The organism is Streptomyces sp. NPDC102258 (assembly GCF_055584685.1).
Genome location: NZ_JBVJLO010000027.1, coordinates 65,591 through 79,466 on the forward strand (window position 1 = coordinate 65,591; position 13,876 = coordinate 79,466).

At 70.1% G+C, this 13,876-nt stretch carries 14 protein-coding genes; 3 read left to right on the forward strand and 11 right to left on the reverse strand.

Annotated elements, in window-relative coordinates:
- Window positions 1-91 precede the first annotated feature (91 nt).
- Window positions 92-946, reverse strand: a complete 855-nt coding sequence (locus ACZ6ZT_RS31920) for a sterol desaturase family protein (RefSeq protein WP_469723712.1) — start codon at window positions 944-946, stop codon at window positions 92-94.
- 328 nt (window positions 947-1,274) lie between these two features.
- Entirely contained in the window at window positions 1,275-1,661 is a 387-nt protein-coding gene (locus ACZ6ZT_RS31925; protein ID WP_469723714.1) for an ArsR/SmtB family transcription factor, read from the reverse strand.
- A 94-nt stretch (window positions 1,662-1,755) separates the two neighbouring features.
- Between ACZ6ZT_RS31925 and ACZ6ZT_RS31930 the strand changes: the two genes are divergently transcribed.
- A complete protein-coding gene (locus ACZ6ZT_RS31930) occupies window positions 1,756-3,726 on the forward strand; it encodes a heavy metal translocating P-type ATPase (protein ID WP_469723716.1) in 1,971 nt (656 codons plus the stop codon).
- On the opposite strand, the gene ACZ6ZT_RS31935 is transcribed toward ACZ6ZT_RS31930, so the two are convergent.
- From ACZ6ZT_RS31935 to ACZ6ZT_RS31955, 5 genes are all read right to left on the reverse strand, one after another.
- Window positions 3,668-4,441: a hypothetical protein gene (locus ACZ6ZT_RS31935; RefSeq protein ID WP_469723717.1), complete on the reverse strand. Its 774-nt coding sequence runs from the start codon at window positions 4,439-4,441 to the stop codon at window positions 3,668-3,670. The two genes, ACZ6ZT_RS31930 and ACZ6ZT_RS31935, sit on opposite strands and share 59 nt — an antisense overlap.
- Window positions 4,438-5,493: a hypothetical protein gene (locus ACZ6ZT_RS31940; RefSeq protein WP_469723719.1), complete on the reverse strand. Its 1,056-nt coding sequence runs from the start codon at window positions 5,491-5,493 to the stop codon at window positions 4,438-4,440. Before ACZ6ZT_RS31940 ends, ACZ6ZT_RS31935 begins: the two co-directional genes overlap by 4 nt.
- A 102-nt stretch (window positions 5,494-5,595) precedes the next feature.
- The gene (locus tag ACZ6ZT_RS31945) at window positions 5,596-5,730 is read right to left on the reverse strand and encodes a hypothetical protein (protein WP_469723720.1); all 135 of its coding nucleotides are present in this window, start codon (window positions 5,728-5,730) and stop codon (window positions 5,596-5,598) included.
- Window positions 5,731-5,887: 157 nt separating this feature from the next.
- Window positions 5,888-7,093, reverse strand: a complete 1,206-nt coding sequence (gene wecB, locus ACZ6ZT_RS31950) for a non-hydrolyzing UDP-N-acetylglucosamine 2-epimerase (RefSeq protein WP_469723721.1) — start codon at window positions 7,091-7,093, stop codon at window positions 5,888-5,890.
- A 75-nt stretch (window positions 7,094-7,168) separates the two neighbouring features.
- Window positions 7,169-8,599 carry a glycosyltransferase gene (locus tag ACZ6ZT_RS31955; protein WP_469723723.1) on the reverse strand — a complete coding sequence of 477 codons (1,431 nt, stop codon included), beginning with the start codon at window positions 8,597-8,599 and terminating at the stop codon, window positions 7,169-7,171.
- Between the two features lie 481 nt (window positions 8,600-9,080).
- Here ACZ6ZT_RS31955 and ACZ6ZT_RS31960 point away from each other — a divergent pair, with 481 nt between their 5' ends.
- Complete coding sequence (locus ACZ6ZT_RS31960; RefSeq protein ID WP_469723724.1) at window positions 9,081-9,497, forward strand: hypothetical protein; 417 nt, start codon at window positions 9,081-9,083, stop codon at window positions 9,495-9,497.
- Window positions 9,498-9,768: 271 nt separating this feature from the next.
- Here the strand turns inward: ACZ6ZT_RS31960 and ACZ6ZT_RS31965 are convergent, their stop codons facing one another.
- On the reverse strand, window positions 9,769-10,365 hold the full coding sequence (locus ACZ6ZT_RS31965; RefSeq protein ID WP_469723738.1) for a TetR/AcrR family transcriptional regulator: 597 nt from the start codon (window positions 10,363-10,365) through the stop codon (window positions 9,769-9,771).
- 175 nt (window positions 10,366-10,540) lie between these two features.
- Here ACZ6ZT_RS31965 and ACZ6ZT_RS31970 point away from each other — a divergent pair, with 175 nt between their 5' ends.
- On the forward strand, window positions 10,541-11,503 hold the full coding sequence (locus tag ACZ6ZT_RS31970; RefSeq protein ID WP_469723725.1) for an alpha/beta hydrolase family protein: 963 nt from the start codon (window positions 10,541-10,543) through the stop codon (window positions 11,501-11,503).
- 18 nt (window positions 11,504-11,521) lie between these two features.
- Here the strand turns inward: ACZ6ZT_RS31970 and ACZ6ZT_RS31975 are convergent, their stop codons facing one another.
- The 3 genes from ACZ6ZT_RS31975 to ACZ6ZT_RS31985 form a co-directional block, all read right to left on the reverse strand.
- Window positions 11,522-12,016, reverse strand: a complete 495-nt coding sequence (locus ACZ6ZT_RS31975) for a diiron oxygenase (protein ID WP_469723726.1) — start codon at window positions 12,014-12,016, stop codon at window positions 11,522-11,524.
- Window positions 12,013-12,402 (reverse strand): methyltransferase, encoded by a 390-nt coding sequence (locus ACZ6ZT_RS31980; RefSeq protein ID WP_469723728.1) that lies wholly within the window; start codon window positions 12,400-12,402, stop codon window positions 12,013-12,015. The genes ACZ6ZT_RS31975 and ACZ6ZT_RS31980 overlap by 4 nt, the downstream gene beginning before the upstream one ends.
- A 220-nt stretch (window positions 12,403-12,622) precedes the next feature.
- Window positions 12,623-12,934 (reverse strand): hypothetical protein, encoded by a 312-nt coding sequence (locus ACZ6ZT_RS31985; RefSeq protein WP_469723729.1) that lies wholly within the window; start codon window positions 12,932-12,934, stop codon window positions 12,623-12,625.
- Window positions 12,935-13,876: the final 942 nt, after the last annotated feature.

Sequence of the window (13,876 nt, forward strand, 5' to 3'; positions counted from 1 at the left end):
CGTTCCTTGAGTCGCGAAACGGGCGCACGTGAGGGGAGCGGCGCGCGCCGCACGAACGTGAGCAGGCAGGGGGGGGAGGAGCGGAGACCCGTCAGCCGGCGGAGCGGCGCAGGGGGTGGACGAGCGTGGTGAGGATGCGGCCGGTGGCGGGGAAAGCCCGGGGATCGGCCAGCCCGACCGCCGCCGGCGCCCGGCCGGGACGCCAGGTGAAGGTGCCGAAGAGTCTGTCCCATACGGACAGGTCGGAGCCGTAGTGGCCGGCCTCGGACAGATCGGTGCTGTGGTGCAGCCGGTGCTGCTCCGGACCTACGAGGACGTGGCTGAACGGGCCGAGCCGCACCCGGATGTTGGCGTGGACGAAATACCCCTGTGCCACGACGAAGAGCCCCACACCGAAGACGGCGCGCTCGGAGAACCCCACCAGCGCGAGGGCGAACTGGACGAAACCCTGCGAGATGATCACATCGGCCACGTGGTTGACGCCGTTGTTGGCGACGTTGACCTTCTCCGGTACGTGGTGCACACCGTGCAGCCGCCACAGCCAGGCGTAGGTGTGCCCGGCCCGGTGCACGGCGTAGCTCGCGAGGGAGCCGAGCAGGAGCGCCAGCGGAATCTCGCCCCACAGTGGAAGCACGGGGTACGGATCGGCCACCGCGCCGACGGCCACGAGCACCAGGACTTGGCCGAGCGTGCCCCCGCTGGCGGTGAGGACGTAGTACACGGCGTAGTGGCCCCATTCCCGCCGGTCCGGCCGCCATGAGGGGTCGTAGGGGATCAGGAACTCAAGCACCACGAGGAACCCGAGCACCGCGAACTGGAAGAGGAACGTGGTCATGCCCGGTTCCCATCCGCGCCACTCGGTGACGGCGAAGACGCAGGCGGCGGCGAGGAGCAGAACCGGCTGGGCGGCCACGGCCAGTGCGTCTCGCGCCGATAAGCAGGGCATGGCACTCCTCATCCGGGGGCGACGGAACGGGTGACAGGACTCCCGGCATGACGGAGGCCAAGGGAGCAATCACAGTATGTAGCGCATCAGCTACCGAACGCAACCAACTTCCCCCCGGCGCACTGCGCCTCCGGCCCTCACTTCCGTGCACCGCGCACTCCCGGGGGCTCACGCCCGAAAACGCTCTCAACCCCGCATATTCCACGCCGCGTTGACGCCACCCCGGCTGAATCGATTCGCCACCCCGGGGGCCCGGGACTACACGAAGCCGGTGCGGGGGTGGCCTCCCGGAGACGGGCGCGCGGACGGCCGAACCCGGTCGGCCGCCTCAATGAGGAGTGACGGCCTCGGGCGTGCCGGCGGGCACGTCCCGGATTCCCATGCGCAGGTGTTCCACGTGGTAGAGCGCCTGGTCGAGGAGTTCGGCGACGTGGTTGTCGTAGAGCGCGTAGACGATCGAGCGGCCGTGACGTTCGCCGGTGACCAGCCCGAGGTTGCGGAGCAGGCGCAGCTGGTGCGAGCAGGCGGAGGCTTCCATGCCGACGGCCTCCGCGAGGTCGCCGACGGAGCACGGGCTTTCCTGGAGCCGGGCCAGGATGTGCAGTCGCGAGGGCGTGGCGAGGGCCTGGAGGGTGGCGGCGACCTCCGCGGTGCCGACGGCGTCGAGGCGCTCGCGGGTGGTGGCGCTGCTGGGGGTGTCGGTTCCGTGGCCCATGGGGTCATCATACCGATAACACATGAAGATCTATTCAGGTGTTCCTGTATTGTGGAGGTGTTGCCCTGGTCCGCCCGCGAAGGGTTGTTTTGTCATGCCTGCTGTCCTTGACCAGCGGCCCGCACCGGCCGACGCCGACCCGCGTCCGGCGCTCCCGAAGCGGCGCACACGGGTGCTGGCCCTGCCGGAGGCGCGGTGGGCGCTGGCCGCGCTGGTGCTCTTCGTGGTCGCCCTCCCGCTGGATCTCCTCGGCGGCCCGGTCTGGCTGTGGGCGCCGCTGTATGCCGCTGCATACATCACAGGCGGCTGGGAGCCGGGATGGGAGGGCCTGAAGGCCCTGAGGGACAAGACCTTGGACGTGGATCTGCTGATGGTCGTCGCGGCGCTCGGCGCCGCCGCCATCGGCCAGGTCCTCGACGGGGCCCTGCTGATCGTCATCTTCGCGACCTCCGGTGCGCTGGAGGCCGTCGCGACCGCGCGAACCGCCGACTCCGTGCGCGGGCTGCTCGACCTCGCGCCGAACACCGCGACCCGGCTGCTGCCCGGCGACGGGGAGGAGAACGTCCCCGCCGATGCCCTCACGGTAGGCGACCTCATCCTGGTGCGGCCCGGCGAGCGGGTCGGCGCCGACGGCCGGGTCCTCGCCGGCACCAGCGACGTCGACCAGGCCACCATCACCGGCGAGCCCCTCCCGGTGGCCAAGCAGGCCGGGGACGAGGTGTTCGCCGGCACGGTCAACGGCACCGGCGCCCTGCGCGTGCGCGTCGAGCGTGACCCGTCGGACTCGGTGATCGCGCGGATCGTGAAGATGGTCGAGGAGGCCTCCGAGACCAAGGCCCCCACCCAGCTGTTCATCGAGAAGGTCGAGCAGCGGTACTCCATCGGCATGGTCATCGCCACCCTCGCCGTCTTCGCGATCCCGCTCGCCCTCGGCTCCGCACTCCAGCCCGCCCTGCTCCGTGCGATGACCTTCATGATCGTCGCCTCGCCCTGCGCGGTGGTGCTCTCCACCATGCCGCCCCTGCTCTCCGCCATCGCCAACGCCGGACGCCACGGCGTCCTCGCGAAGTCCGCCGTCGTCATGGAACGTCTGGGCCAGGTCGACGCGGTCGCCCTGGACAAGACCGGCACCCTCACCGAAGGCACCCCGCGCGTCACCGGCATCCGACCCCTGCCCGGTTCCGGCCTGGACGAGAACGGACTGCTCGCCCTGGCTGCTGCGGCTGAGCACCCCAGCGAGCACCCGCTCGCCCGCGCGGTCGTCGACGCCGCCCGTGCCCGCCGCCTCACCCTGGCCGAGGCGGCCGGCTTCGCCTCCGCACCGGGACGGGGCGTCACCGCCGTCATTGGCGGGCGCACCGTCCAGGTCGGCTCCCCGGGCCGCCTCACCCACACCGGCAGCCCCCAAGCCGACGACATGGTGCGGGCACTCGAAGACGACGGCCATACCGCGGTCCTCGTCCTGCGCGACGGCGTACCGGTCGGGGTGCTGGGCATCGCCGACCGCCTCCGCCCCGACGCCCGGGCCACGGTGGCCGCGCTCACCGCCCTCACCGGCCGAGCCCCGGTCCTGCTGACCGGCGACAACGAACGCGCCGCCCGCCACCTGGCCGCCGAAGTCGGCATCACCGATGTCCGCGCCGGGCTGCTCCCACAAGACAAGGTGGCTGCCGTCCAGGGATGGGAGGCCGAAGGCCGGCGGGTCCTGCTGATCGGCGACGGCGTCAACGACGCCCCCGCCCTGGCCGCCGCCCACACCGGCATCGCGATGGGCAAGGCGGGCTCCGACCTCGCCCTGGAGACCGCCGACGCGGTCGTCGTCCGAGACGAACTCGCCACCGTCCCCGCCGTGGTGGCCCTCTCCCGCAAGGCCCGCCGCCTGGTCGTGCAGAACCTCGTCATCGCCGGAATCTTCATCACCGCGCTCGTGACCTGGGACCTGATCGCCACCCTCCCCCTCCCGCTCGGCGTAGCCGGCCACGAAGGCTCCACGATCATCGTCGGCCTCAACGGCCTGCGCCTGCTGCGCGAACACGCCTGGACGCCGGCGGGGGCAGTGGTGTAAATCCGAAGGAAACGGACTGGCGTGCCCGGCCCTGCGGGTGTCGCAGGGCCGGGCTGAGGTCAGTTCTCCATGCCGAAGTAGCGGGTGAGGTAGTCGATGATCTCCGGGGCGTGGGGGACGAGTTCGGGGAGTTGGGTGGCCAGGGCCGCGCGGGTGGCGGTGGCCGGGGAGGCGGGACGGGTGCGAGTACCCGGCTGATGTAGGTGACGCGGTGCAGGATCCGCCAGCACGGGGGCTTCGCGGAGTTCTGGCGGATCTGGCGCAGTGCGGCGGCGTCGGGGGCGTCGCTGCCCTGCAGCCAGGCGGGGTCGACGACCTTGTGGTAGAAGTCGTCGAAGTTGGCGCTGTTCTCGCCGAGGTAGAAGGTCAGGAAGCGGTAGGCGTGGACCTTGCCCGGCACCAGGACGGGCTTGCCGTCCTTGTCACGGCGCTGCAAGTCGCCCGAGGGCGCGCACTGGACGTCGAGGCCGAAGGAGCGGGAGGCGTCCTTGCCCTTGGCCCGGGTGACGCTGAGGCCGCCGCCGACCGAGGCGTCCAGCGAGCCGCTCGCGCCGCCGCCGAAGGCGCCGAAGCTGCACGCGAAACCGCCGCCGACCCTGCCGCTGAGGGAGTAGGAGCCGGAGGTGGTCTCGCTGACGCTGTCGGTCGCCTCCGTGGTCTCGGTGAAGAAGCCGCCCTGGGCGGTCCAGACGTACGTGCCGACCAGGGTGTTCACACTGGTCGCCGGGGTGAACGGCAGCGCCCCGCTGCCGGCCGCCCGGCCGTTGACGTACAGCTTCGGTGGTGCCGTCGAAGGTGACGGCGATGTGGGTGTAGACGTCCGTCGGGACCGGCTCGGTGGACAGCAGCGGCGCCGGCGCCCCCTCGTGGGTGAGGCTCACCAAGCCCGTCCACGGCCAGCAGGTACTCACCGCTCCTGGACAGCACCGGGCCGTCAAGCGAGGTCGGCTTGACCCAGGCCTCGACCGTGTAGGGCCTCCCGCCGAAACGCAGCGCCGCCGGATCGCCCAGGTCGACGTACGGGTCGGCGCCGTCCAAATGCAGCGCGGTCTCCGCGTGCCCCGGGTGCCGGGGCTGCGCTCGAACACCGCGTCCCGGTAGAGCGGATCCGGGCTGGTGTAGAAGCGGGTCCCCTGGGTGTTGAACAGGCCCTGGGGCGCCCTGCTCGATGTTGAAGGAGTCGACCCGTCCGGTGGCGTCGTTGTGGGCGAACAGCTGCCAGCGCTGCACGCCGCTGATCGCGGTGGGCACCAGCACGGCGGCGAACCGGCCCTGGGTCAGGTTCCGGACGAAGGACAGCTCCTGGGTCGGCTCGTGGAACGGGCGGCCCTCCATGCCCTCGGTGCCCAGGCTGTCCTTGGCGGACTCGGGGCGGGTGGCGTGCCGGCTGCGCTTGTAGCGCACCTCCAGCACCGGCTTGAGCCTGCCGTCCACCAGCAGGAACCGGTCGCACAGCAGGGTGTCGCGCACCAGCGGCACCTTCTTCGTACCGCTGAGCACGTAATCGCCGCGGGACGCGTTGCCCGAACCGCCGCCGCCCGTCAGCTTGTACACCGCGTCGGAGTGCGTCGCGTCGATCGACTGCCGCAGCACCACCACGTATGTGCCGTCCGACACCACATGGAACGGGGCGTCCGCCGTCAGCCGCGCGGTGGTGGACAGGAAGGAGTCGCTCCCCTCGGCCGTCGGCCGCTCGTCGGCAGCCGCCTCGGCGCCGCCGCGCTTGACCGTCCGCATCGCCGTCGCACCGACCACGGCGTACCCCACCTTGGCCAGCTCCTGGGGAAATAACAGCTCGGCCGGGTTGTCGCTCCAGTACGCGGTGTCCGCTTCGCCCTTGGTTGGGGGGCCGGACAGGTCCAGTACGGACTAGACGATCCGGCGGGACGCGTCCATCGCGAACGCGATGGTGGTGCCCTGGTGCCGGGCCATCGTCACGTGCCGGTAGGACCGGTCTCCGTAGACCTTGAGCAGGGATTCCTGAGGTGCGACTGTTCCCCTCACACGAGCATGGCGCCGCCCCAGGGCCTCACGGTCCGGCGCGGCGATGGATGTGCGGATCACTCCTGAGGGAGCGTCGGCCAGTCTGGCACCCACGGCCATGAATGAGGGGAATTCGTGAAAGTCACTCGGGCAGCCCACGGCTCGAACACGGCCCCAGCTAGCCGGACTTAGCCCCCGCGGCGGTGATCTCCGAGTGGGGGAAGGGCCGCCGAGCGAGGGAGGCCGACGGGCGAACGGCCGGGAAGGACACCCCGTGTGCGGCGGTCAGGTGGGTCAGGATGAGGTGGGCGGCGTTGCCATCCCCGAACGGGTTCTTGGCGGTGGCCATGCGTGTGTAGGCGTGGCGGTCGTCCAGCAGCCGGGTGGCCGCGTTCACGATGTCGTGCGGCTGTGTGCCCACCAGCTCTGCGGAGCCGGCAAGAAGTGCCTCGGTCCGTTCGGTCGTCGTACGCATGATCAGCGCGGGTTTGCCCAGCGCCGGGGCCTCCTCCTGGACACCGCCCGAATCGGTCATGACGAGGTCGCAGGCGGCCAGGGTCGCGGCGAAGTCCGGGTAGTCCAGGGGCTCGACCACGCGGATGTGCGGGTGCGTGGCGAGCGCGGGTACCAGCACCTCGCGGACTGCGGGGCTCTTGTGGACGGGCAGCAGGATCTCGACGTCTCCCCGGTCGGCGAGACGCCGCACGGCGCCTGCCATGTCGCGCATGACAAGCCCGTGGCTTTCCCTGCGGTGGAGGGTGAGCAGGATCCGCCGCAGGCCGGTGGTGAAGTGGCTGCGTCCGGTACCGGTGGCGAGGACCCACAGCAGATTGTCGACGACGGTGTTGCCGGTGACGAACACCGCGCTCGGCGGTACGCCTTCGGATGCCAGATGGGCGGCGGCGCCTGCCGTGGGGGCGAAATGCCAGCGTGCCATGCGCGCGATGAGCGTGCGGTTGAGTTCCTCCGGGAAAGGGTTGTCCGGCACGCCGGTCCGTAGCCCGGCCTCCACGTGCGCGAGGGGCACCCGTTCGTAGAAGGCGGCCAGCGCACCGCACAGCGCGGTGGTCGTGTCGCCCTGGACGACGACGAGGTCAGGGCGCCGGTCGCGGACCGCCGCACCCAGACCGTCGATCAGCCGGGCCGTCAGGGTCGACAGTTGCTGGCGTTCACGCATGACGTCGAGGTCGGTGCGGTCTCCCACCTGGAGCAGGTCCAGCATCTGATGCAGCATTTCGCGGTGCTGCCCGGTGGCCACCACCAGGGGCTCGAACAACGGCGAGGCGGTCATGGCACGGGCCACGGGCGCCAGCTTGACCGCTTCGGGCCGGGTGCCGAGGACGAGCATGGCCCGCACGGGCGCGGTCATGGCGGTCGGGAGCATGGGGATCCTCGGAGGGTCGAAGCGGCGGAGGGGACGGTGCGCGGTCCGGCCGGGCCCGTGGGCCCACCGGGCCGTTCAGACGGGTCGGCCCTCGCCTTTCGCGCGGCCGGACGGGGCGCTGAGAGCGGCCTCCCCACCTGCGAGGACCTCACCCCGGCCGCCGGCCAACGCTCGCGGGTCCGCCGAAGGAGCCAGGCACGCCTCCGGAGAACGCTCGGTCTTGACCCACCCGCGGCGCCGCGTGAGGATGCGGCCCACGGCCCGCCAGGCGGCGGTGAAACTGACGTACAGGTACAGCACCAGGGCCTGGGAATAGACCCATGCCTTCCACAGGGGCAGGTCGTCGGTGCGTCGCCAGTACACGAGCGCCATGGCGAAGTACCCGGCGAAGCCCACCGCGTACCAGCCCAGTCCGGCCGGCACCTGGGACCACCACGGCTTCACCGCGTCGGCGGACAGCTCCCGCCCGAGCCCCTGCACAAGACGCACGAGCAGGTACTGCTGGACGACGGACCAGGGCAGCGTGATCAGATACGGGACCAGGAGATACCCCGTGAGCTCGATCCGGGTGGCGCGCCGCGCACCGGGGCTTGCCCACAGCTGGGGCAGACGGGCAAGGGCCGTCATGTGCCCCTGGTGCCAGCGGGTGCGCTGACGCAGCAGCCGGCGAGGACTGGTCAGGCCCTGCTGGGACACGTAGGCGCCGGTGGTGGTCGTTACCGTCCAGCCGCGGACCGCAAGGCTGATCCCCAGGTCGAGGTCCTCGGTCAGCGAATCCGACCACGGCTGCTCGCCCACGGTGTCGAGCGCGGACAGGCGGGTGAACTGACCATTGCCTCCCATGCTCACCGACCCCGTGGCGACCCGGCCGAACTGGGTGACCGCGCTCAGCGCCCAGAACTCGAAGTCCTGGAACCGCAGGGCCACATGGCCGCGGTCTCGGATCCGTACGGCCAGTTGGGCGCCACCCACCTCCGGTGCCTCGAACAGCGCCGCGACCCGAGGGGTGGCCCCCGGCGTCAGCCGGCCGTCGGCGTCGAGTACGCACACCAGCACACGTGCCGGGTCCAGGCCCTCGTCCCGCACCTGGCGGCGCACGTGCCGCAGACCCGCGTTGAGAGCGGCTCCCTTCCCGCGCCGGGCCTCGGGCAGGGCCCGCCGCAGAACCTCGATGCGGCCCGCGCCCGCGGCCCGGGCACGGGCGGCGGTGCTGTCGTCGCTGCCGTCGTCGATGACCAAGGCCCGTACTCCGGGCTGTAGATCGAGCAGGCAGCGTACGGTGTTCTCGATGACCCGTTCCTCGTTCAGGCAGGGGATCAGGACGAACACCGTCCAGCTGCCGGGCAGCGCGACCGGCACCCCGCAACTCAGCGCGAGCTGTCCGCGCAGCGAAGCACCGCCGCGGCGGGCGAACAGGACACCGCCGATGACCAGGGTCCCGTTGTAGGCCAACGTGAGCACCACGAGCACCAGCGCGACGTCACGCACGACGGCGTCCCACCACATCACTACGTGACCTTTCATCCCGCCCGGGGCAACCGCGGACCGACAACCGAACCAAGAGACTTCGAGCTCTCCGGAACGCGGGGCCCGACACACCCGCGGTACGACGATCAGCAGAGCGCGCGGGCAGCCCCGGACTGCGGAACGGAAAGCGAGCGGCCCGGAGACAACAGCAGGTGCGCGCCCACACTCCAGCACGCACGGTAATTATGCAAGCGCGCTACGTGAGTGGCGGGTGCTGCGTGCAGAGCATTTGCTGGCCGGGCGCGGTGGGCGACCCAGCCCCGGTCGCGTACGAGCGCTGGCCGCGTGGCAGCGGCGGGTGCGTCATCATTTCCCTGCACGCAAAGCGCTTCGAGCGGCATTTGAGCAGGTCAGAGCATTCGGCCGCCAGTTGTGGCTCCACATTCCGTGGTCGGTGACGCTGCGTGGTAATCCATGATGGGTTGCATGGGAGTGCTCTTCGGCTACTACGCCGCTGCTGATGATCAAGACGCCGTTCGCGCCGTGGCGCGTGAGGACGGGCAGCCCATGGGAACGGGGTACGACTCGTTCCTTCGTGAAGGGCATCGATCCGGTGGTCGAGCTGCTGCCGGCCGGGGTACTCGTCACTGGGCGGACCGCCGATGCCATCAAGGCTGATCCACGGCATGGGCATGTGGTCGGGATGATAGGTGACGGAGAACTCGTCACCTTGTCACTCACTGATCCCTTGTGCGACTCCCTCGCCCGTGTCGACCTGAAACAGCTGGGCGAAGTGGCCGACGGTTGGTCGGCGTCGGGTGTCTTCAGCGGCGAGTCGAACCCGACGGGGCTCACCGGCTTCCTGAAAGACCTCGCTGCTCTTGCGAAGAGAGCGGCCGTTCGCGGCCACCGGTTGTACTGCTGGGTGAGTGTGTGACCGGCGCTCAGGCGGCCCGCAGCCTCGCTTACACCGGTTGGACCACCTTCCGCAGCCAGGACACTCGGCCCCGGCGGACCTACGCGTGACGCGTTGAGCAGCGTCCTGATGGCGTCGTGTTCGATGTTCATGAGAAGTGGCAGCATCAGCTCAGGGCGCTGTTGCCTGTCGGTGTCTCCCGCTCATGAGAGGCGGTTGCTCAGCTCGCGTGGAAGCGCGGAGGGACCAGATCGCGATGACGCTCGTCGGCATCGAGCCGCATCAGGCCGCATCAGGCCGCGTCAGGTCGCTGGAGTCCCTGGAGGAGGAGAGTGACCAGGCGCCGGGGGTCGTAGCGGGGGTCGTTCTCGCGTCCGATGCAGAGGTTGCCGATGCCGCGCATCAGCTCGTAGGGCTGCGTACCGGGCCTGATGTCGCCGGCCTCCACAGCGGCATCGAGCAGCTGGGCGCAGACGGGCAGCAGGCGGTTGAGGAAGTAGGCGTGCAGCGCGGCGAAGCGATCGTTGTCGGACTGCAGGGCGTCGGCGAGTCCGTGCTTGGTGACGAGGAAGTCGACGAAGAGGTCGATCCACTGGCGCAGTGCGTCGAGCGGGGAGCCGGCACTGGCCAGCAGCTTCGGGCCGGCTTCGGCGCATGCCTCGATCTGGTGCCGGTAGACGGCTGTGACGAGATCCGCCCGGGTCGGGAAGTGGCGGTAGATCGTGGCCATCCCGACGCCCGCCCGGGACGCGATCTGGCGGATCGGCGCGTCGACGCCGGAGGTGACGAACACCTCGGCGGCAGCGGTGAGCACCGTCTCCCGGTTGCGCTGGGCGTCGGCCCGCTTGCCTCGGGACGGCAATTCCCCCGCAGGGCCGGTGGTGGCCATCACGTCCATCACGTACTCCTCCCACACCGATTGACAAAGTGGAGCAGCGCTCCGGATACTAAATGGAACAGCGCTCCGTTTCAGCTTAGCCGAAGCGGATGCCCCTGACCGCCTTGTCCGTCGCCGGTCTCAAGAGACCGGCGGGCGGCAGGCGCCACCGAAGGGAACCCACACCGTGAGCACCACCCTCACCACCAACGCCGACGCCTTGGACACGCCCGTCCCGGTCCTGTCCTACAGCCCGGTCGTACTGCGCGTACCGGGACGTCCCGTAGACCTCCAGGTACGCGTTACCGCGCCCGAGACCGGTACCGGCCTTCCCGTCATCCTGCTCTCTCACGGGCAAGGCCCCTCGAACCACCTCTCCTCGCTGAACGGCTATGCGCCGCTCGCCAACTTCTGGGCCGCCCACGGATTCGTCGTCATCCAGCCCACCCACCTCACCTCCAGGACGCTGAGCCACCTGGTCGCCGACGCCCCTGGCGCTCCCTTCTTCTGGCGCTCCCGCGCCGAGGACATGACCCACATCCTCGACCGGCTCGACGAGATCGAGAAGGCCGTGCCGCTGCTCGCCGGGCGGATCGACCACACCGAGGTCGCCGTGGCCGGACACTCCTTCGGCGGCTTCACCTCCAGCACCCTGCTCGGAGCCAAGCTCACCGACCCCGACACCGGGCAGGAAGTGAGCCTTGTCGAACCCCGGATCAAGGCGGGCGTTCTGCTCGCCGCGCCCGGCCGGGGCGACGTCCTCAACGGTCCCATGGCCGACATGCTCCCGGTCTTCGGGACCATCGACTTCTCCACGATGACCACACCCGCGCTGGTCGTCGCCGGCGACGAGGACGACTCCCGGCACTTCACCGACATGGGGCCGGCCTGGCACGCCGACCCTTACACCCTCGGCCCCAGCCCCAAGTCCCTGCTCACCCTGTTCGGCGCGGGGCACGCACTCGGCGGGATCCCCGGATACGACGTCGCAGAGACCACGGACGAGAGCCCCGAACGGGTCGCCGCCGTCACACAGCTCACCACGGCCTACCTCCGCAGTCAGCTCCACCTCGGTGACAACGCCTGGCAGACGGCATGCGAGACGCTCGCGGCCGGCCCTGACCCGGTCGGGCGAGTCGAATCCAAGTAAGCCCGCCGACCATGTCCCTCACGGGACGGCCCGCGCCACCGGGTGCGGACACTCAGTCGGCGGGCTGGTCCGCTGGGTGCCGAGCATGTGCATGTAGGTGTGCCACACCTCGTCGATGTACGACTGCCGCACGATCTCCTTGACCTCGAAGCGGTCTACCCCGGGGAAGACGGCGCGGCCGAGCTTCTCGAACGTCGGGTTGACGACGAACTCCTCGGCGGCGATGACACGTTCGTTGTACGCGATCCAGCCGAGCGTGTTTACCCGGCGGCGCTGCTCCTCGGACACCGCCTGGAAGTCCGGGTGCTCGCCGAACGGCATCAGCGCGACCGGGTAGTCGAGGAGCTCCGGGTCGTACTTCTCGTAGCCGGTGACCTTGTCCATGTCGGTGCGTACGGTGGCCCGCCTGGGCCAGGCGGCGGCCAGCCGCCGCAGGGTGCCGGGGCCCACCTCGTGGTCGGTGGTCTCGATGGGGTGCTGGCTCAACGTCGAGGTTTCCTCCATCGTCTTCATGCGTCACCTTCCGCCGCGGCCGGGGCGGCCTCGATCATCCGGTAGCCGTTGAAGCCCACCGGGTCGCCGATGCGGGTCAGGCGGAGCCCGGCGGCCTCCAGCAGGCGCGTGAACTCCTCCTCGGTACGCTCCCGGCCGCGGGTCAGGACCAGCAGGTTGAGGTCGCTCACCGCGAGAAAGGGGTCGGTGTCGGCGTCCACGACCGGCGGTGCCACGACCTCGACGACCAGTACCCGAGCGTACAGCTGGGCGATGGCCTGGGCCTCCATCTCGGCGCTCACCGCCATCGCCGCGTTGAACTCGGCGGCGAGTTCGGGCTCGGCCGCGAAGTGGGAGAACACCGATCCGCCGGTGACCGACTCCACCGACGGTTCCCCGGTGCGCACGGAGTCCAGCAGCCGGCCCCAGGAGGCCCAGACGCCCTGGGAGAAGTACGGCGGGGTAGGTGTCCTGGGGCCGGTCGGTGAAGGCCTGGGCGCCTCCAACCCTGCCCGGCCCAGGGCCAGGTGTATGACGCCAGCCTGAGACCGTGCGGTTTACCCTTCTCGACCGACTCCGTGCCCTGCTGAGGGCACGTGGAACAGCAGCGAACGGAGTCAAACCTCCTTAGTTGGAGCCGAAGCCCACACTGCGCGCGGGCAGCGGCGGCGGCCCTGACTCGGTCCAGGTGGCTCCGACGCCCACGATCGAGAGAAGCTGTTGGCAGCTGCTGTCGGCGTACACGAAGGCGGTGGCATCTGTGTCGTTGACCGCGGAGGCCGCTCCGCCGGGCAGCGGCAGGCAGCGGTCGCTTGGCGGGTTGAAAAGCGCGTCCTGAGTTCCGGTGTCGTACCTGATGTACGTGAACTGTCCGTCTGCGGCGGAGGCAGTTCCAGTCATCATGGTGAGGAGGGCAATGGCACCACTGATGGCCGCCACCGTCTGGACTGCATGAATTCTGGTCATGATCAGCTAACGACCCAGGCGGCCAACGGTGACCCGTGGCCCTCCTCGGCAGCCGGGGCACGGGCGCGGGTACGTTCCTCCGTATTGTTGTCCCCGCTCGCCAGGATCCGGCCGCACTCCCGCCCGCCCATCCGGTCTGCCCTCAGTTCTCCAAGAAGCGCTGACGCCACCACCCCCACGCGCCCGAGGGGCTTGCCAGCACGAGGTGAGGGCTGAGGGTGACGGCTCGGCGGTCGAATTCGGCATCGAGTCGGCCGATGAGCCTGCCAAGGTCCTCCCGAGCCCCACGGGGAAGCCACACCAGCACGTCCTCCAGCAGGTCTCGCGCCACCAGAGGATCACAGCACGCGCAGCCCATCACCGGATCCGGCAGCACGCGCCCTGGCCGATTCAGATACCGTCGGCACTCCGCCAAGGCAGCCGCCACAGCCCCAGGCCACAGCCGGTCCTCTTCCAAGTTCCGGATCGCTACGCGAGTCGCCGCAGCGACATCACGGATCCGGCGAACCGGAATACCTCTTCTGGGCCGCCAACGCTGCGCGCGCAGCCCCTTCGGACGCCTACGCGGCATCGGCCTTTCGGATCAGCATGCTGTCATCCTGCCACGGACCGGACTGTCTTTGCATCGCGATCCCGAACCCCTTCAGAGGCTCTTGCTTCTCAACACTGACGGCACCCCGGAGAGCGCACTTTGGGTGGTGATCGTGGTAGGCGGGCGAGTGAGCGGGTGCCGTGGTACCGGGGGGCCTTGGTACTGCGGCGGGTGCGGTTGCCGACCGTGCGTGTGGCGGGTTCAGGCCGGATGTGAGCCGGTTTAGCCGGGGGCGGGGGCAGGCAGGACGATGACCACGAGGCTTGTTCTAGGGCCTGTGTGATGTCGTGATCAACTGCTGGGTTCCGCTCTCTTCGCGGGGT